Source organism: Hyphomonas neptunium ATCC 15444, assembly GCF_000013025.1.
In the GTDB taxonomy this organism is placed as follows: Bacteria; Pseudomonadota; Alphaproteobacteria; order Caulobacterales; family Hyphomonadaceae; genus Hyphomonas; species Hyphomonas neptunia.
Genome location: NC_008358.1, coordinates 1,982,371 through 1,999,742 on the forward strand (window position 1 = coordinate 1,982,371; position 17,372 = coordinate 1,999,742).

Genomic DNA, 17,372 nt, shown 5'->3' on the forward strand with positions numbered 1-17,372 from the left:
CGACAAACGCAGCTTTGACCCCATGCGGCGGCCCGGTTATAGGGTCCGCAGATACTTGCTTCTTTCAATCTTAAATTACAAAAGGTTCATCATGTCCGCAGAAATCCGTTCGCTGATCGAAAAGATCGAAAGTTCCGCCGCCCTGCTACGGAGGCGTCTTTGACTGGGATACAGCCACAAAACGCCTTGATGAGCTGACCGCCCTTTCCGAACGCCCCAACTTCTGGGACGACCCGCAGGAAGCGCAGGCCATGATGCGCGAGCGCCAGAAGCTCGCCGATGGTATCGCGCTGGTGCAAACCCTTGAAAAAGACGTGGCCGATGCGCCCGAGCTGATGGAGCTCGCCGAAGGCGACGCCAGTATGCTGGCAGACCTGGAAGCCACCCTTCGCCGCGCTGCCGCGCGCGCCGCCGAAGCCGAACTCGCCGCGCTCCTCTCGGGCGAAGCAGACGGCAACGACTGCTACCTGCAGATCAATGCAGGCGAAGGCGGCACGGAAAGCCAGGACTGGGCCTCCATCCTGCGCCGCATGTATGTCCGCTGGGCCGAGAAGCGCGGCTATGGCGTTGAGCTTCTGGATGAGCGCGACGGCGAAGAAGCAGGCATCAAATCCGCAACATTGCAGATCAAGGGCGAAAACGCTTATGGCTGGCTGAAGTCCGAACAGGGCGTCCACAGGCTGGTGCGCATTTCGCCGTTCGACTCCTCCGCCCGCCGGCACACCTCTTTCTCTTCCGTGGCGGTCTCTCCCGTCATCGACGACAAGATTGATGTCGAAATCAATCCATCGGATGTCCGTACAGACACATATCGCGCATCTGGCGCAGGGGGTCAGCACGTCAACCGGACGGACTCCGCCGTCCGCCTCACGCACATCCCGACGAACACCGTCGTCCAGTGCCAGGCCGGCCGCTCGCAGCACCAGAACCGCGATGAAGCGTGGAAGATGCTACGCTCGAAACTCTACGAACTGGAATTGCAGAAACGCAGGGCCGTGGCCGATGCTCAGTATGCCGACAAGAGCGCAATCGGATTTGGCCACCAGATCCGCTCTTACGTTCTCCAGCCCTACCAGATGGTCAAGGATCTCCGCACCGAGGTCGAAACCTCAGACACATCCGGTGTTCTTGACGGTGATATTGACCGTTTCCTCTCTGCGGCGCTGGCCGCATCGGTAAGCAAGGACCAGGACGCATGACCAAGCCAGCGGAGCCTCGCGCCTTCTCTGAAAGCAGTCCTCGTCAGGAGGGTCACCTTTCCGGCTGGAACGAGGCTCGCGGCTTCGGCTTTCTGAAGGCCGTTGATGGCGGGCCAGATGCCTTTGCCCATATCCGCGCCTTCGCCAAGGAAGAACGCCATATCGAAGAAGGCCATCTGTATAGCTATCAGACAGAGACCGACGAGGCCGGCCGTCTGCGCGCCGCAGACATCCGCCCCATCCGCCCGGTCCGTCCCGAGCCGGTTCAGCCCAGCCTGCTTCACAAACTGCTCTCGCGGTCTCCGCGGATACTGGTAATACCGGCATTCCTGTTCATTGCGATCGCCGTGGCCATTACCACGACAGTCTCGCCGGGATGGTTCATCGTATACGGCGTTGCCAGCATTGCCTGCTTCATCGGTTATGGATTGGACAAACGCGCCGCCACGCACAAGCAATGGCGCGTTTCAGAAACCATCCTGTTGATGGTTGGCCTGGTGGGCGGCTGGCCGGGGGCGATTCTGGCGCAGGAGTTTTTCCGTCACAAGACGAAAAAGCCCGCCTTCCGTACACTGTTCTGGATGAGCGTTGCCATCAACATGGCCGCCTTCGTTCAGATTGCCGCCTTTACCGGCGCCTGACCGTTCCGCCCGTCGCCAGGGCCAGCGCCTTGGCGAACACAGTCGGCAATCCGGTCTCCTCTGAAGGATCAGCCCATGTCCCCTCGCCCGCAGGGCTGTTGGAAACGTTGGCCCGCCAAACAGCCAGCCTCAAGGTGAAATGCGTAAAGACGTGACGCACCTCGCCCGCCGGCTGCCAGTCTGCATCCGAAGGCGGCGCCGGCTCCTGGGCCGCGCCCTCTTTCCAGACGCCCGATGGCAGCGCGAGCATTCCGCCAAGCAATCCTTCCGGAGGCCGCCGCACCAGCCACACCTTGTCTTTCTTCACATAAACCCAGGCATGACCGTGACGCACCGGCTTGGCGGTCTTGGCCGGCTTGACCGGATACTCGGCCGGACGCCCTTCTGCCCGCGCTTTACACAGCCCCGTCAGGGGACAGATCATGCAGTTGGGTGAAGTGGGTGTACAGATCGTTGCGCCAAGGTCCATCAGCGCTTCGGCAAAGTCGCCCGGCCGCTCCTCGGGCACCAGCGCGGCAACCTCGGCAGCAATGCGCTTCTTTTCCGCCGCCCACTCTCCCTTCAAGGCAAGCAGACGTGCAAACACGCGGTCAACATTCCCGTCAACGGCTGCCGCGCGCTCTCCGAATGCAATCGCTGCTATGGCGCCTGCCGTGTAGGGGCCAATGCCGGGCAGCTCCCGCAGACCGGCAGAGGTTTCCGGAAATCCGCCGCGCGCCGCCACCTCCCGCGCGCATTTCAGAAGGTTGCGCGCCCGCGCATAATATCCCAAGCCCGCCCAGGCCCGCATGACTTCCTCGTCCTGCGCCGCGGCCAGATCCTCCACTGTGGGCCATCGGCGCGTAAACGCCTCGAAATACGGCGCCGCATGGGGCACAGTCGTTTGCTGCAACATGATCTCGGCCAGCCACACCCTGTAGGGGTCTCGTTTCGTGCCGATGGGTGCCCGCCAGGGCAGCACACGCGCATTCTGGTCGAACCAGGCGAGAAGGATCGCAGCAAGTTCACGGAAATCTGAACGGCGGGTCATGCGTATAACTTTCCCTTGGGCGCGAAGCCGGGCAATGTAGCGCCCATGGTCCAGTTTACGAGCCTCGATCCCATCGCAGAAGCGCGCGCGCAGGTGAAGCTGCGTTATTCGCGCGCCCGGCCCGTCCGCGCGCCGATGAAGCCGCTGGGATTGATGGCAGAGCGCGTCGGCCGCAAGGCAGGCACGGCCAAGCTGCCCCCCTTGAAGCAGATGCAGATCAACTGGCGCCAGATTGTCGGCGAGCAGATCTGGCGCTGGAGCCAGCCGGAGAAGATCACCGCCTCGAAGGATGGCCGCGTGTTGACGCTGATGGTCCTTCCCCAGGCCGCCCCGATGATCCAGCACCAGTCGGAAATCATCCGCCAGCGTGTTTCGGTGGCTGCGGGGGGCGACATCACCTCCATCCGCATTGTCCAGGGGCAGGTTCGCCGCATTGGCCCCAGCGAGTTCCGCCGCCGTTACCGCACCCTCACCTCGGCCGAAAAAGCCGAAGTCGCCGCACATGCCGATCCGATCGACAATCCGCGCCTGCGCGCGGCAATTGTTGCGCTGGGCGAGGCTGTGCTATCCGCCACAGAGTAAACAGGATCGCCCGGTTTGTTAACCGTTTGGAAACCGGCGCGACTCATTCCTTAACGCGAGGCTTATGATCATGCTCACCCTTTCCCGGCGTTTCGCAGCAGTGGCGTTCTCCGCTCTGGCACTTGTTGCCTGTGGCGCGGCGGGCGACGGTGCCGGCACATCTGGCGCCAACCCGTCCGAGGCAAATGCTGATGGCGAACTCGGCCATGTCCTGGGGCAAGCCGACGCCCCGCTGACGATCATCGAATACGCCTCGCCCACCTGCCCCGCCTGTAAGTATTTCCACGACACGGTGAAACCCACGATCGAGGAAAAATACATCTCCACCGGCAAGGTGAAGTTCGTCTTCCGCGAATATCCGCTCAACGAGATTGACGTGGCCGCTTACGCGATGGCCCGCTGCGCCGGCGACGACAAGTTCTTCGACGTGCTGGATGATCTCTTCGAGAACCAGGAAGGCATCCGCTATGCCGCCCAGAACGGCGTTGTGAAAACCACCCTCGGCGCCATTGGCCAGCGCCACGGCATCGCCGATACCGCCACCTTCGAGGCCTGCCTCTCCAACAGCGAAATCCGCCAGGCTCTCGCAGACACCTACGCCACCTCCGAAAAGTGGGGCGTTGAAGGCACGCCAACCTTCATCATCGACGGCGTGAAGCACAACTTCCAGGGTGAATACACGACCGCTGAAGGCTTCTCGAAACAGATCGACGCGAAACTCGCCGAACTGGGCGCCCAGTAGCGATGAGGAACCGGCATGCAGATAACTGAACTCCGCATCGCCGGCTTCAAGTCGTTCGTTGACCCGCAAACCGTACCGATCGAGCCAGGGCTGACAGGCATTGTCGGCCCGAACGGCTGCGGCAAGTCCAACCTTCTCGAAGCGCTGCGCTGGGCCATGGGGGCAAACTCCGCCAAGGCCATGCGCGGCGGCGAGATGGACGACCTGATCTTCTCCGGCGCCGCCTCCCGCCCTGCACGCGAGACCGCCGAGGTCACTCTCGTCCTCGACAATTCCAAACGCACCGCCCCGCCGGAATTCAACGGCGCAGACCTCTTGGAGATCGAACGCAAGCTGAAACGCGGCGCCGGGTCCAGCTATCGCATCAATGGCCGCACCGTGCGCGGCAAGGACATCCAGCTCCTCTTTGCCGACGCTTCCACAGGCGCCAACTCGCCTGCCCTCGTTCGCCAGGGCCAGATCTCCGAACTGATCGGCTCCAAGCCCCAGAACCGCCGCCGCATCCTTGAAGAAGCCGCCGGCATCGCGGGCCTCAACACCCGGCGCCATGAAGCCGAACTGAAGCTCGACGCGGCCGAAGCCAATCTCCAGCGCCTCGCCGAAGTCTCCGCCGAGGTCGAGCGCCAGCTCACCAGCCTCAAGCGCCAGGCCGCCAAGGCCCGCCGCTACCGCCGCCTGTCGGAAGAAATCCACGGCCTCGAAGCCCTGCTCGCCCACCTGCGCTGGGCCGAGGCACGCCAGGCAACCGAAACCGCCCGCGCCCAGCTCGAAGTCTGCAAGCGAGAGGTGGAAGACCTGTCCCGCGAAGACGCCCTGCGCGAACGCGAGCGGATCGAGGCCGGCGAAGGCGTCGCCCCGCTGCGCGAAGCGGAAATGGCCGCTGCTGGCCGCCTCTCGCAAACCCGAATCACCCTCGCCAAGCTCGAAACCGAACGCCGCATCGCCGCCGACGCGCTTGCGCGCCTCGAAGCCGAAGCCGCTCGCCTTGAGGAAGACTTCGAGCGTGAGACCGCTGGCCGCGCCGAAGCAGACGCCGCCCTCGTCCATGCCCGCAACGAACTCGCCGCCCTCCCGGTAGAAGACGAAGACGCCAACAAGGCGCTCGAAACTGAAGCCCAGCAGGCGCTAGAAGCGGCCCGCGCGCGCCTCGCGGCAGCCGAATCAGCTGCCGACGATGCCCAGGCCCGCCTTTCCGAAGTCCGCGCCCGCCGCCGCGCCGCCGAAGAGACCGCCGCCCAGCAGGCCCGCCGCAAAACCCAGCTCACCGCCGAAGTCGACCGCCTGAAGAACGAGATGACCGGCCTCGAAGACGCCGCCATCCACGTCCTGCGCGTCCGCCAGGCCAAGAATGCCGAGGCCGAAGCCGAAGCCGCCCTCAACGACGCCGAACGCACCGTCGAACTCGCCGAGGCCGAAATCCTCCGCGCCCGCGACGCCGAAGCCGCAGCCCAGCCGCCGCAGGAACAGGTCAGCCACAATGTCCGCGCCCTCGAAGCGGAAATCGCCGGCCTCGAGAATCTCCTCCAGCGCGCTGACGCCGCCACCAGCGCCCCACCCGTGGTCGAGCGCATCCGCACGCGCGATGGCTACGAAAAAGCCGTCGCCGCCGCCCTGGGCGACGACATCTCCGCCTCCACCGACAAGGCCGCCGCGCTTTACTGGGGCGGCGCCAGCGTCACCTCGCTCAGCCTCCCGGCCGGCGCCGAGCCCCTTACCGGCTATGTAGACGCCCCCGGCGAACTCGCTGCGCGCCTTGCCCAGTGTGGCCTCGTCAGTGCCGCCGATGGCCCCCGCCTCATGGCCGAGCTCAAACCCGGCCAGCGCCTCGTCTCCCGCGAAGGCCACCTCTGGCGCTGGGATGGCTTCACCCGCACGCCCCAGGCCCCCGTCAGCGCCGCGGCGCGTCTGGAGCAGCAGGCCCGCCTCGAAACCGCCCGCGCCGACCTCGCCCCCCTCCAGGCTGATCTCATCGCCCGCACCGAAGCCCTCGAAGCCGCCCGCAAAGCCCGCCAGCAGGCCGAAGAGGCGCTCCGCCATGTCCGCCAGCTGATCGGCCCCGCCCAGAAAGCGCTCAGCGAAGCGCGCGCCTTCGCCGCCGAGGAAATCCAGGCCGCCGAACGCGCCAGCCTGCGCCGCGACACCGGCAACGAAGCCCTCACCCGCGCCGAGAATGAGCTCGCCGCCATCGCCGAGGCCATGTCCTTCGCCACTCCGCTCGCTGCGGATGAGGAGGCTGCCCTTGAGGCCGCCCTCAGCGCCGCCCGGAACGAACTCACCGCCGCCCGCGCCGCCGAAACCGAATCGCGTGGCCGGTTGACCGACCTGACCCGCGGCCGCGAACAGGCCGCCGCCCGGCGCGGCGCGCTCGCGCGTGACATCGACAACTGGACCGCCCGCCTGGGCAGCGCGGATGAGCGCCTCTCCCGCCTCTCTGAGCGCCGCGCAGACGTTGCCGCCACCGCGCTGAACGCCCGCCAGCGGCCGCAGGCCCTGAACGAAGAAATCGACGGCCTCTCCCGCGAACTCGACATGTTCGAGAATGAGCGCAAGGCCGCCGCCGATGCCCTCGCTGTCAAGGAAACCGCCATCCGCGAAGCCGACGCCGCCGCCCGCCGCGCCTCTGCCGCCGCCTCTCAGGCGCGTGAGCAACTCGCCGGCTGGAAGGTGAAGCTGGAAACGTCCGAAGCCCGCCTCGTCGAGGTCGTGGAAGTTGCTCGCAACCACTTCCAGCGCACCCCCGAAGGCCTGCTCGCCATCGCCGAGGGCCACCTGGACGCGGAAACGCTGGGCGCGTTCACGCCCCGTGAAGCTGAAACGCGCCTCGATTCGCTGCGCCGCGAGCGCGACCAGCTGGGCGGCGTCAACATGAACGCCGAAGAAGAAGCCGAGGAACTGGAAACCCGCCTGGGTGTCCAGATTGCCGAACGGGACGACCTCACCGGCGCCATCGCCAAGCTGCGCCAGGGCGTTGAAGCCCTCAACGCCGAAGGCCGCGAGCGCCTGGTGAAGGCCTTCGAAGCCGTCAACGAGCATTTCAAGGCCCTGTTCACCGCGCTGTTTGGCGGCGGCAATGCAGAACTCCGCCTGATCGACGCCGATGATCCGCTCAATGCCGGCCTCGAAATCTATGCCCAGCCCCCCGGCAAGAAGCTCGGCACGCTGAATCTCATGTCCGGCGGAGAGCAGGCCCTGACGGCCTCAGCGCTGATCTTCGCGGTGTTCCTCTCCCGCCCCGCGCCCATCTGCGTTCTGGACGAGGTGGACGCCCCGCTGGACGACGCCAACGTCGACCGGTTCTGCAACATGCTGAACGAAATGCGCCAGCGCACGGATACCCGTTTCGTCGTCATCACGCACAACCCGGTGACCATGAGCCGGATGGACCGTCTTTTCGGCGTAACCATGCGGGAAAAAGGCGTCTCGAAGCTCGTATCGGTGGACCTTGCCGGTGCCGAGGAGCTTGTTGCGGCGGAGTAGCGCACCGTGTTCGTCATTTTTTCAAATAAAAACAAAGCAATATCTTTTGCCATTCCCCGTTGACTTGGCAGGGGGGCGCCCATAGTTTGCGCCGAAATCCGGGGGGCTTCCCATCGGTGCGGATTCGCGTGCACGGAGCGCAAAAGCCCATGTCGAGCGAGCAACCAGATGATCTGAGCGATCGTATCGCGAAGGCGCTGGAAGAACGTGAGGCAAAGGCGGATGCGAAGCGGCGGAAACAGGCATCTGATGATGTAAGCGTCTCGGCCGGAGCGTATGCGCTGCGTTTCGGGATCGAATTTGTCGCGAGTGTCTTTGTCGGGGGCTTTCTGGGCTTCTGGATCGACAAGTTCGCCGGCACTCATCCCTGGGGTCTCCTGGTGATGGGCATGTTTGGTCTCGCTGCGGGCATACGTGCAGTCATCCGGGCCTATCATGAGCTGAATGCTCGGGCTCAAAAGCTTTCACCGGGGCCGGCCAAGGCCCCCGACGACGGAACGAACGACGCATGAACCTGATGCCGGCCATCGCGCTTGACCCGATCCACCAGTTCGAAGTCACCAAATGGCTCGATCTGCGCCTGGGTAATATCGACATCTCGTTCACGAACGCCTCGGGCTTCATGCTCCTGGGCGTCGTGCTGGTAATCGGCTTCTTCAGCATGGCCACCCGCAAGGGCGAGCTTGTGCCCTCGCGCCTCCAGTCGGTCGCAGAGATGGGCTACGGCTTCATCGCCGACATGGTGCGCAGCGCGGCGGGCGAAGAAGGCCTGAAATTCTTCCCCTTCGTCTTCACGCTGTTCTTCTTCATCCTGTTCGCAAACCTCATCGGCATGGTGCCGTATGCGTTCACCACTACCAGCCACATCATCGTCACCGGCGCCCTCGCCATGACCGTGATCCTGATGGTCATCGTGGTCGGCCTGATCAAGAATGGCCTTGGCTTTTTCAAGCTGTTCGCCCCCTCGGGCGCCCCGCTGCCGATCTACATCATTCTCACGCCAATCGAGATCATCTCCTTCCTGGCGCGCCCCCTCACGCTCGGCCTGCGTCTCTTCGCAAACATGCTGGCGGGCCACATCATGCTGAAACTGTTCGCCGGTTTCACGGTGATGCTGATCGGCGCAGGCGCCATCTACATTCCGGTTGCGGCTCTGGCATTTGCGATGGGCGTTGCGCTCAACGCGCTGGAGTTCCTCGTCGCGGGCCTTCAGGCCTATGTCTTCGCCATTCTTACATGCGTCTACCTCAACGACGCCCTTCACGCGGACGCCCACTAAGGGAGCCGCGGGAGTGCGTCATGATACCCCGCATCAAACTGCTTGACGGCGCCTAACGAACACGCTTCACGGGCGTCAAACTACCCTAAACCCTTTTCCCTCAAAGGAGATACCTGATGGAAGGTAACATCACAGACGGCCTGAAGTATGTCGGCGCTGGCCTGGCTACGCTCGGCATGATCGGTTCGGCACTTGGCGTTGGCAACATCTTCGCCAGCTTCCTCGACGCCGCAATGCGCAACCCGTCGGCTGCCCCGCAGCAGACCGGTAACCTCTTCATCGGTATGGCGCTCGCAGAAGCTCTGGGTATCTTCTCGGTGCTGATCGCCATCCTGATCCTGTTCGTCGCCTAATCATCCGCCGGATTCGGCTGGTTCTGACCGCGACGGAGATACGCCATGATAATCGCTTTCCTTGCTGAGACTGCCATTCCAGGCGCAGAAGCGGCGGCTTTCCCGCCCTTCGAAACCTGGCACATGCCGTCCCAGCTGTTCTGGCTGGCGGTGCTGTTCACGGCACTTTATATCGCCCTCTCGCGGTTCATCCTGCCGAAGATGTCGGATACGATCGAAAAGCGCGCCAATCGCGTCGCTTCCGATCTCGACGAAGCAGCGCGCCTGAACAATCAGGCCATCGAAGCCCAGAAGGCTCTGGAACTGCGCCTGGCGCAGGCCCGCGCCAAAGCACGCGACACGGCTGAGAAGGCCCGTGAGAAGACCGAAGCGGAACTCGCTTCGGAAACTGCACGGGTCGACGCCGATCTCGCCAAGAAGCTCGAAACCGCTGACGCCCGCATCTCCAAGCTGCGCGCCGATGCCATGACCAATGTCGAGCAGATTGCTGTGGATACCGCCGATGCCATGATCGCCCGTTTCGGCGTCAAGGCTTCCCCGGCAGACCTCAAGAAGGCCGTCTCGGCGGCCCTGGAACAGGCATGATGAAGAAGACCACGTCTCTCCTGATCGCCGCGCTCGCGGTTGCCCCGCTGGCCCATGCAGCAGAAGGCGGCTTCGTCGGCGGCCTGATGTATGCAGCAACGGACCCGGTGACCTTTGTCGCCTTCCTGTGCATGGTCACCTTCCTCCTGATCGCCGCCCGCATGGGCGCTTTCAAGACGATCCTGGGTGGCCTCGATACTCGCGCCTCCAACATCCGCAAGGAACTCGAGGAAGCTGCCAGCCTGCGCGAGCAGGCCGCAGAGGCCTTGGCCCTGGCTGAGCGCCGCGCTCAGGATGCCGACAAGGAAGCCGAAGCGATCATCGATCAGGCCAAGCGCGACGCCAAGGCGATGCTCGAGGAGGCCCGCCGTGACCTCGCCGAGAAGATCTCCCGCCGCGAAGCCCAGGCCGCTGCCCGCATCACACGCGCCGAGACCGAAGCGACCAGCGAAGTCCGCCGCGCAGCTGCTGACGCAGCCACCGCTGCCGCCCGCCGCATCCTCTCCGAGCAGACCTCGGTGGATCAGTTCGAGGCAGCTGCCCGCGACATTGAGCGTGCGCTGAGCTGATCAACCTCTCCTTGCGAGAGCAAAAAAGCCGCCCTTCCGGGCGGCTTTTTTTTCTGTCCTGAAGTGTCCCATTTTGTCCTGGTTTGTCCAAGTTTGTCCCGATTTGTCCGCCCCGTGACCCGGATTTGGCTCACTCTGGCGGGCTTGTGTCGTCGATGATCTGGGGCTGGGTATCGTCCACGATCGGCCCGGTTTCCAACACATGCAGAAGCGATCTCGGCACTGTCCCGGCCGGGCAAGTCACCGTCGCCACCCGCGCATTGGCAATGGAATGGGCCGACGCCGCCATCTCGGGCGACGCATCAGACCGGAACACCCAGGCCATCACCAGCATCCCCACAATCGCTGCAGAGACAGCCGCAATCGCGCCCCAGCCTGCCCCCAGCTCAACGAGCGGATTGGGCTGGGCTGTCGCCACGGGAATAGCCATGGACTGAGGCGCAGGGCTCTTGGTGCCATTCGTCTTGAGCGAGGCCGCCGCCAGTGCCGCAGCGCCGATGGCGTCGCGGGCAGGTGCCGGCTTAATACCTAGATCTTTCTCACGTTTTTTGCGCGCATCCACAGAGATCGGGTCATTCGGGTGGGCCGCAACCCAGTCTGCCCGCTTGTCATCATCCTTGGACCCGAAATTCATCCAGGCGCGCAGGTCAGCGCGGCCATCCCGGCGGCCAAGTTCTTCAATTAACTGGAAAAATCCATCCGGCGTCTTGCGCGAAGTCATGCCCTCGATCGAGTAGCGCTTCTCCTGCCGGAAGGGCTCATAGGGGATCGTTTTATCGATCGCCGCCTGAATCAGTGTGCCGGGACGGGAATTGCCAACCGACGCAGCGGCCCGCACCCAATCACTTTTCACAGCATTTTCAGACCACAAGACCAGAACGGACTGTGAATTGGTGGCATCTCGGGCATCTTTGGGGTCGAAAGTCTCATCGACCTGGCTCTGATTGAACGCCACGCGGAATTTCAGCGACCGCAACCGGCGCACCACCAGCTTGGCAATGTCCCGGTCTGCTACAGCAGAAACCAGAAAGACATCATAACTCATCGCACTCTACCTCGCATACGGCTCATCCTGACGATACTACACAACGCCTGAACGCCAGTCCCGCTGCATCCTAGCGATTTTTGTGCCTGTTTTTCAGCTGCGAAAGCGGCTAAGGCGCCCTTTCAGGAATTTTAGAGGTATTCGCCCCATGGGCTTCAAATGCGGTATCGTTGGCCTGCCGAATGTCGGCAAGTCCACCCTTTTCAATGCTCTGACGCAGACAGCAGCCGCTCAGGCCGCCAATTATCCGTTCTGTACCATTGAGCCGAACGTTGGAGAAGTGGCAGTCCCGGAAGCCCGGCTGACCAAGCTGGCCGCCGTGGCCGGGTCGAAGGAAATCATTCCCGCCCGCATGAACTTCGTCGACATTGCCGGCCTGGTCGAAGGCGCCAGCCAGGGCGAGGGCCTCGGCAACAAATTCCTCGCCAACATCCGCGAGACGGACGCCGTGATCTACGTCCTGCGCTGTTTCGAGAATGACGACATCACCCATGTCCGCGGCAAGGTGGACCCCATCGCAGACTTCGAGATCGTCGAGACCGAACTGATGCTGGCCGACCTCGAGAGCCTCGAGAAGCGCAAGGCCAACATCGTCAAGCGCGCCAACACGGGTGACAAGGAAGCCAAGGCACAGGTCGCCCTGATGGATCTGGCGCTGAACGAGCTGCGTGAAGGCCGCCCTGCCCGCTATGCGAAAGTGCCGGCCGACGACGTCAAAGCCTGGAACATGCTCCAGCTCCTCACGGCAAAGCCGATCCTGTTTGTCGCCAATGTGGACGAGGCAAGCGCGGCGACGGGCAATGCCTTCTCGAAGCTTGTTGAAGAGCGCGCCAAGAAGGAAGGCGCTCTGGCCGTCGTCATCTCGGCGCAGATCGAGTCCGAACTGGCCATGCTGGACGAAGCAGAGGGCAAGGAATTCCTTGAAACCCTTGGCCTGGAAGAGCCTGGCCTCACGCGCCTCATCCGCACCGGCTATGAGCTGCTTGGCCTGCAGACCTATTTCACCGCCGGGCCGAAAGAAAGCCGCGCGTGGACCATCCGGAAGGGCTGGACGGCGCCAAAGGCTGCCGGTGTGATCCATGGTGATTTCGAGAAAGGTTTCATCCGCGCCGAAACCATCGCCTTTGAAGACTATGTCGCCTGTGGCGGCGAAGTGGGCGCCAAGGAAGCCGGCAAGATGCGCTCGGAAGGCAAGGAATACATTGTTCAGGACGGCGATGTGATGCTGTTCCGCTTCAACGTCTGAAGCAGGAACGCTTTCCAAAGAAAAAGGCCGGGCCTCGATGAGGTCCGGCTTTTTTCTTGTGCACCAGTTAATGCGTCCGCGTTACGGCATTGCCTCAAAGCCCGGCGTATCTTCCACCGGCTTGCGATTGATGTCGACGCCGAGCATCAGAACGATGGCCGCTGCGAAGTAGATCGACGAATACGTGCCGATGATAATGCCCCAGATCATGGCGACGCTCATGCCCTGAAGCACCGGGCCACCAAAGATCGCAATCGCCAGGATCGCGATCAGCGTCGTGCCGCCTGTCAGGAAGGTGCGCGAAAGGGTCTGGTTGGTTGCAATGTCGATAACTTCGGTCGCCGGCATCTGTTTATATTTCCGGCGGATCTCGCGGATCCGGTCGAACACGACAACCGAGTCGTTGACCGAATAGCCGATGATCGTCAACAGAGCGGCGATCGTCGTCAGATCGAACTGGATCTGCAGCAGCGAGAACAGTCCGATCGTTCCGATCGCGTCATGGATGAGCGCCGCAATACCGCCGACAGCATACGACCAGCTGTACCGGAAGGCGATGTAGAGGAACATCATGATGGTCGCCACGCCCAGCGCGATCAGACCCTCACGGAAAAGTTCGCCCGACACTTTGGGACCAACTGAATCGTTCCGGAGGATGTCCTGGTCGGTCAGCCCAAACTCCTGCTTGAGCGTGTTCACAACGAAGGTGTTGGAGGCCGCCGATGCGCGATCTGCCTTTTCCTCATCTGTCAGCTCGGCGAATTCCGGCCCCAGGAGGGATGCATCGACCTCACCGAACCGGATGACCACCAGTTCGGCGCCATTGCTGTCCGTCGCCGAGTTCACCGTCAGGCCGCCGGGTATCCGGTCGCGGACATCAGCAACCGTCACGCTGTCGGTCTGACGCAGTTCGACCACCGAACCGCCGGCAAAGTCGACGCCGAGGTTCAGCCCCCGTGTCATGACGAGATAGACCGAAGCCACCATCATGATCACGGACAGCACCACCCCGACATAGCGATACCGCATGAAGGGAATTTTGGTTTCAGTTGGCCAGTATTTGATCAGCATGTGTCTGTCCTCAACGGCCTAGATAGCGAAGCGTTTGGTCTTGAAGGTCTTCATCCAGAAGATCGTCAGCATCCGGGTGAACACAAAGGCGGTGAACACTGACGTGATGATCCCCAGTGCCAGCGTCACGGCAAAGCCTTTCACCGGACCAGACCCAAGCGAATAAAGGATCACAGCGGCAAACAATGTCGTGATGTTGGCGTCAAGAATGGTGATCAGCGCCCGCTCATAACCCGCCTGCACAGCCGTCCAGACCGACCGGCCATTCTGCTGTTCTTCACGTATCCGCTCGAACACGAGCACGTTCGCATCCACCGCCATACCGATGGTCAGGATGATGCCGGCAATGCCGGGGAGGGTCAGCGTCGCCCCGAGCAGAGAGAGCGCGGCGAAGATGAGGACGATGTTGGCGACCAGTGAGAAGACGGCAAAAATGCCCTGCAGACCATATGCAAGGATCATGAAGAACGCCACGAGCGCCAACCCCACGATCGCGGCGCGGTATCCGGATTCGATGGAGTCCTCGCCCAGCGTGGACGAGACAACGCGCTGATCGAGAAACTGTACCTTCGCGGGCATCTCACCGGCGGCAATGATCGCTGCCAGATCCTGCGCTTCGGTCATCGTGAAGGTGCCGGTAATCCGAACGCTCCCGCCGGGAATGGGCTCGTTGATCCGCGGCGCGGACATGATCACGTCATCCAGAACGATGGCAAACAGCTGGCCGGAATTGTTGCGCGTCGTTTCGTAAAATTTGCGCGCACCATTGGCGTTGAGACGGAAATTGATCTGCGGGCGATTGGCCTCGTCATTCCCCTGGCTGGCCGTTGCGATATCAGAGCCGACGACTTCCGGGATTTCCCGGACCAGCAGCGGGCCTGTCTCCGGCCCTTCCAGCAGGCGATACCCCGGCTTGACGATGCCCGCCTGCGCCGAAGCGATCTCTGCCGGGCTGGATTCGACCAGATTGAACGTCATGCGCCCATCGCGGCTCAGCAGGGTCTTCAGCCGTTCTGGATCAGGCTCGCCCGGCGCTTCAAGAACGATCCGGTTGTTGCCCGACGGGGTCAGCGAAATCTCGGCGACGCCTTCAGGGTCCACGCGCCGGCGAACAATCGTCATGGTTTTGGACAGCGCATCTTCCAGCATGGCGGATTCAGACGCCGACGAGACCGATACGAGGATACCATCCTGCCCTGCGCGCGTAATCTCGAAGGTCTTGCCACCGGCGAGGCCGCCCTCAATCGGGCCATTGATCCGGTCCAGCCGCCGCAAGGCTTCCTCGACCGGATAGTTGCCATCAGCATCGGGCCGGCTGAGCTTGATCAGCATGGTGCGGCCGCGCAGTTCCGGCTGGAAATAGATCGGCTCGCGGTCCGCGGTGCGGGCAAAGGCCGAGCGCACATCCCGCGCAAACACGCTGAGACGGCTGCTGATGACTTCCGCAGGCGGGATTTCCATTTCGAGGTACACGCCGCCGCGCAAATCCAGGCCGAGGTTAACCGCCTGTTTGGGCATGAAGCCCGGCGCATTCGACATATTCACGGCATTCGGGAGCGCCATCACGACGCCCCACACGAGCACCCCTAATACAAGCAGTACTTTCCACGCAGGGAACTGAAGCATTGCGCTTTCCTATAGCTTTGGCCGAGGGCCAGAAGGTCAGTCGTTCGCTGGAACCGGTTCAGCCTTGTTGCGAACTTCGATCACCATCGACTTGATGACGCGAACGCGAACGTTTTCAGCAAGATCAACAGAGATCTCTGTGTCGCTGACCTTGTTCACCTTGCCGATCAGGCCGCCCGAGGTGACGACCGTGTCGCCGCGCTTGATGGCGCTGATCATGGCGGTGTGCTTCTTGGCGCGCTGCTGCTGCGGGCGGATCAGAAGGAAGTAGAAGATCAGGATGAGCGGGAGGAACATCACCAGCTGCATCATGAGGCCGCCGCCAGGCGCAGCAGCCGGCGCAGCCTGCGCTGCGGCCGGCAGGGCCATCGCCGTGGAGATGAGGGCAAGTGTCAGAAAACGGGCGGACATGTCGGCATTCTCCAGAAAATTCTGCGGCGGTAACAGGGAACTTGAGGCGTATAGCGGCGCGGCTGCGCCTTGGCAAACTACCCCTGCAGGCGATTCCCCCTGCAATCAAAGCACTTGCGCGCGTCCCTCGATAAGCGGCGGCACCCATTGAAACAGCGGCCGTCTGTCCAGCTCGCTTCCCGAGGCAGTCACGCGCAAAAGATTCGCCTGCCCAGCCCCCTCATTGATGGGGGCCACCAGCACCCCGCCCCGCGTCAACTGCGCGGTCAGCCCTTCCGGGACGGCGGGAACGGCGCCCGCCAGCACGATCGCGTCAAATGGGCCCTGCTCGGCCCATCCATGCAGGCCATCACGATGGGACAGCGTCACATTCTCCACGCCAAGCCGCGCGAGCCGGACCCGCCCCTCTTCCGTCAGACGGGCAAAGCGCTCGACCGCAAACACATGCGCGGCAAGCTGGGAGAGCAGCGCCGCCATATAGCCCGAACCAAAACCGATCAGCAGCACGCGCCCTTCCTGGCCGCGCTTCAATCCCATGGCCTGGATCAGATGCCCCGTCGCCGAGGGGCGCAACATCACCTGGCCACAAGGTATCGGGATGATCGAATCTTCGAAGGAAAGCGCCTCAAGCCCGGCATCGTCCACAAACGCCGCCCGGCCGATCGTTTCCATGGCCGCCAGAACGCTGGGATCAGTCACCCCCTCCTGCCTCAGCGAGAGCAGCAGCCGCGCGGCGCGGAAGGGATCAGCGATCAGCTCTGCCATGACTCCTTCAGCGTTTTCAGGAACGGCTCATGCGTCAAGTCCACATGCAGCGGGGAGATCGAGACGTAGCCGTCATAGATTGCCCGGATGTCAGTGCCTTCGTCGGGCTTGGACAGCTTCCCGCGATAGCCGATCCAGTAATAATCGTTTCCGCGCAGGTCTTCGCGCCGGTCGGTGTGGATAATCGCCTCATCGCGGAAACCCTGCCGGGTGATCTGAATACCGCGTACATCGCCGGGCTCCACATCCGGAAAGTTGACGTTCATCACAACGTCTTTGGGCCAGCGCATCTCCAGCAGCGGCCGGATCGCCTTGGCGCCCCAGGCTTTCGAGGTCTCCCAGGACAGCGACCCGCGCTCGCGGAAATTCTGCGCCTGGCTGAGCGCGATGGAGGGCACGCCCAGCTGCATGCCGAACATGGCCGCCGCGATGGTGCCGGAAAAGCTCGTATCCTCGGCAATATTCTGGCCGCGATTGACGCCCGACAGCACCAGGTCGGGCATATCCGGCATCAGGTCGCGCGTGGCCAGCAGCACCGCGTCCGACGGCGTGCCCGAAACGGCCCACGCCTTCGCGCCCACCTTGCGCACCCGCACCGGATGGGTCAGCGAAATCGCGCGGCCCTTGCCGGACTGTTCCTCTTCAGGCGCGGCAATCCAGATGTCGTCAGAAATTTCCTTGGCAATCTCCTCCAGCACGGAGAGGCCGGGGGCGTTGATGCCGTCATCATTGGTCAGGAGAATTCTCATAT

General features: G+C 63.0%; 18 protein-coding genes. 11 read left to right on the forward strand and 7 right to left on the reverse strand.

Annotated elements, in window-relative coordinates:
* The first annotated feature begins 91 nt into the window (after window positions 1-91).
* Window positions 92-1,199, forward strand: a protein-coding gene (gene prfB / locus HNE_RS09460) for a peptide chain release factor 2 (protein ID WP_011646913.1) whose coding sequence is annotated in 2 segments (ribosomal slippage) — window positions 92-160 and window positions 162-1,199 — 1,107 coding nt in all. Because the reading frame shifts where the segments join, the coding sequence is not laid out codon by codon here.
* The gene (locus tag HNE_RS09465) at window positions 1,196-1,840 is read left to right on the forward strand and encodes a DUF1294 domain-containing protein (protein WP_011646914.1); all 645 of its coding nucleotides are present in this window, start codon (window positions 1,196-1,198) and stop codon (window positions 1,838-1,840) included. Before prfB ends, HNE_RS09465 begins: the two co-directional genes overlap by 4 nt.
* On the opposite strand, the gene mutY is transcribed toward HNE_RS09465, so the two are convergent.
* The gene (gene mutY, locus HNE_RS09470; RefSeq protein ID WP_011646915.1) at window positions 1,827-2,870 is read right to left on the reverse strand and encodes an A/G-specific adenine glycosylase; all 1,044 of its coding nucleotides are present in this window, start codon (window positions 2,868-2,870) and stop codon (window positions 1,827-1,829) included. The genes HNE_RS09465 and mutY overlap by 14 nt on opposite strands.
* 45 nt (window positions 2,871-2,915) lie before the next feature.
* Between mutY and HNE_RS09475 the strand changes: the two genes are divergently transcribed.
* From HNE_RS09475 to HNE_RS09510, 8 genes are all read left to right on the forward strand, one after another.
* On the forward strand, window positions 2,916-3,452 hold the full coding sequence (locus HNE_RS09475; protein ID WP_011646916.1) for a DUF721 domain-containing protein: 537 nt from the start codon (window positions 2,916-2,918) through the stop codon (window positions 3,450-3,452).
* Between the two features lie 70 nt (window positions 3,453-3,522).
* Window positions 3,523-4,194 (forward strand): thioredoxin domain-containing protein, encoded by a 672-nt coding sequence (locus tag HNE_RS09480; RefSeq protein WP_011646917.1) that lies wholly within the window; start codon window positions 3,523-3,525, stop codon window positions 4,192-4,194.
* A 15-nt stretch (window positions 4,195-4,209) separates the two neighbouring features.
* Entirely contained in the window at window positions 4,210-7,671 is a 3,462-nt protein-coding gene (locus HNE_RS09485) for an AAA family ATPase (RefSeq protein WP_011646918.1), read from the forward strand.
* Between the two features lie 149 nt (window positions 7,672-7,820).
* Window positions 7,821-8,183, forward strand: a complete 363-nt coding sequence (locus HNE_RS09490) for an AtpZ/AtpI family protein (RefSeq protein WP_011646919.1) — start codon at window positions 7,821-7,823, stop codon at window positions 8,181-8,183.
* A gap of 5 nt (window positions 8,184-8,188) precedes the next feature.
* Window positions 8,189-8,950 carry a F0F1 ATP synthase subunit A gene (locus HNE_RS09495; protein WP_011646920.1) on the forward strand — a complete coding sequence of 254 codons (762 nt, stop codon included), beginning with the start codon at window positions 8,189-8,191 and terminating at the stop codon, window positions 8,948-8,950.
* A 116-nt stretch (window positions 8,951-9,066) separates the two neighbouring features.
* Complete coding sequence (locus tag HNE_RS09500; protein ID WP_011646921.1) at window positions 9,067-9,303, forward strand: F0F1 ATP synthase subunit C; 237 nt, start codon at window positions 9,067-9,069, stop codon at window positions 9,301-9,303.
* Window positions 9,304-9,348: 45 nt separating this feature from the next.
* Window positions 9,349-9,888, forward strand: a complete 540-nt coding sequence (locus HNE_RS09505; protein ID WP_011646922.1) for an ATP synthase F0 subunit B family protein — start codon at window positions 9,349-9,351, stop codon at window positions 9,886-9,888.
* The gene (locus HNE_RS09510; RefSeq protein WP_083759064.1) at window positions 9,885-10,457 is read left to right on the forward strand and encodes a hypothetical protein; all 573 of its coding nucleotides are present in this window, start codon (window positions 9,885-9,887) and stop codon (window positions 10,455-10,457) included. The genes HNE_RS09505 and HNE_RS09510 overlap by 4 nt, the downstream gene beginning before the upstream one ends.
* A gap of 130 nt (window positions 10,458-10,587) precedes the next feature.
* Here HNE_RS09510 and HNE_RS09515 read toward each other — a convergent pair whose 3' ends face one another.
* A complete protein-coding gene (locus tag HNE_RS09515) occupies window positions 10,588-11,502 on the reverse strand; it encodes a toll/interleukin-1 receptor domain-containing protein (protein ID WP_011646924.1) in 915 nt (304 codons plus the stop codon).
* Between the two features lie 148 nt (window positions 11,503-11,650).
* Between HNE_RS09515 and ychF the strand changes: the two genes are divergently transcribed.
* On the forward strand, window positions 11,651-12,748 hold the full coding sequence (ychF, locus tag HNE_RS09520; protein ID WP_011646925.1) for a redox-regulated ATPase YchF: 1,098 nt from the start codon (window positions 11,651-11,653) through the stop codon (window positions 12,746-12,748).
* An 81-nt stretch (window positions 12,749-12,829) separates the two neighbouring features.
* On the opposite strand, the gene secF is transcribed toward ychF, so the two are convergent.
* From secF to surE, 5 genes are all read right to left on the reverse strand, one after another.
* Window positions 12,830-13,819: a protein translocase subunit SecF gene (gene secF, locus HNE_RS09525; protein ID WP_011646926.1), complete on the reverse strand. Its 990-nt coding sequence runs from the start codon at window positions 13,817-13,819 to the stop codon at window positions 12,830-12,832.
* Window positions 13,820-13,837: 18 nt separating this feature from the next.
* A complete protein-coding gene (gene secD / locus HNE_RS09530; protein WP_011646927.1) occupies window positions 13,838-15,445 on the reverse strand; it encodes a protein translocase subunit SecD in 1,608 nt (535 codons plus the stop codon).
* A 36-nt stretch (window positions 15,446-15,481) separates the two neighbouring features.
* Window positions 15,482-15,856 carry a preprotein translocase subunit YajC gene (gene yajC / locus HNE_RS09535; protein WP_011646928.1) on the reverse strand — a complete coding sequence of 125 codons (375 nt, stop codon included), beginning with the start codon at window positions 15,854-15,856 and terminating at the stop codon, window positions 15,482-15,484.
* Window positions 15,857-15,961: 105 nt separating this feature from the next.
* Entirely contained in the window at window positions 15,962-16,621 is a 660-nt protein-coding gene (locus tag HNE_RS09540) for a protein-L-isoaspartate O-methyltransferase family protein (protein WP_011646929.1), read from the reverse strand.
* Entirely contained in the window at window positions 16,609-17,370 is a 762-nt protein-coding gene (gene surE, locus HNE_RS09545; RefSeq protein ID WP_011646930.1) for a 5'/3'-nucleotidase SurE, read from the reverse strand. The genes HNE_RS09540 and surE overlap by 13 nt, the downstream gene beginning before the upstream one ends.
* Window positions 17,371-17,372 lie beyond the last annotated feature (2 nt).

Coding starts and splice junctions, on each gene's coding strand:
- HNE_RS09465 (WP_011646914.1), top strand. CDS start 1,196: ATGACCAAGCCAGCGGAGCCTCGCGCCTTCTCTGAAAGCAGTCCTCGT.
- mutY (WP_011646915.1), bottom strand. CDS start 2,870: ATGACCCGCCGTTCAGATTTCCGTGAACTTGCTGCGATCCTTCTCGCC.
- HNE_RS09475 (WP_011646916.1), top strand. CDS start 2,916: ATGGTCCAGTTTACGAGCCTCGATCCCATCGCAGAAGCGCGCGCGCAG.
- HNE_RS09480 (WP_011646917.1), top strand. CDS start 3,523: ATGCTCACCCTTTCCCGGCGTTTCGCAGCAGTGGCGTTCTCCGCTCTG.
- HNE_RS09485 (WP_011646918.1), top strand. CDS start 4,210: ATGCAGATAACTGAACTCCGCATCGCCGGCTTCAAGTCGTTCGTTGAC.
- HNE_RS09490 (WP_011646919.1), top strand. CDS start 7,821: ATGTCGAGCGAGCAACCAGATGATCTGAGCGATCGTATCGCGAAGGCG.
- HNE_RS09495 (WP_011646920.1), top strand. CDS start 8,189: ATGCCGGCCATCGCGCTTGACCCGATCCACCAGTTCGAAGTCACCAAA.
- HNE_RS09500 (WP_011646921.1), top strand. CDS start 9,067: ATGGAAGGTAACATCACAGACGGCCTGAAGTATGTCGGCGCTGGCCTG.
- HNE_RS09505 (WP_011646922.1), top strand. CDS start 9,349: ATGATAATCGCTTTCCTTGCTGAGACTGCCATTCCAGGCGCAGAAGCG.
- HNE_RS09510 (WP_083759064.1), top strand. CDS start 9,885: ATGATGAAGAAGACCACGTCTCTCCTGATCGCCGCGCTCGCGGTTGCC.
- HNE_RS09515 (WP_011646924.1), bottom strand. CDS start 11,502: ATGAGTTATGATGTCTTTCTGGTTTCTGCTGTAGCAGACCGGGACATT.
- ychF (WP_011646925.1), top strand. CDS start 11,651: ATGGGCTTCAAATGCGGTATCGTTGGCCTGCCGAATGTCGGCAAGTCC.
- secF (WP_011646926.1), bottom strand. CDS start 13,819: ATGCTGATCAAATACTGGCCAACTGAAACCAAAATTCCCTTCATGCGG.
- secD (WP_011646927.1), bottom strand. CDS start 15,445: ATGCTTCAGTTCCCTGCGTGGAAAGTACTGCTTGTATTAGGGGTGCTC.
- yajC (WP_011646928.1), bottom strand. CDS start 15,856: ATGTCCGCCCGTTTTCTGACACTTGCCCTCATCTCCACGGCGATGGCC.
- HNE_RS09540 (WP_011646929.1), bottom strand. CDS start 16,621: ATGGCAGAGCTGATCGCTGATCCCTTCCGCGCCGCGCGGCTGCTGCTC.
- surE (WP_011646930.1), bottom strand. CDS start 17,370: ATGAGAATTCTCCTGACCAATGATGACGGCATCAACGCCCCCGGCCTC.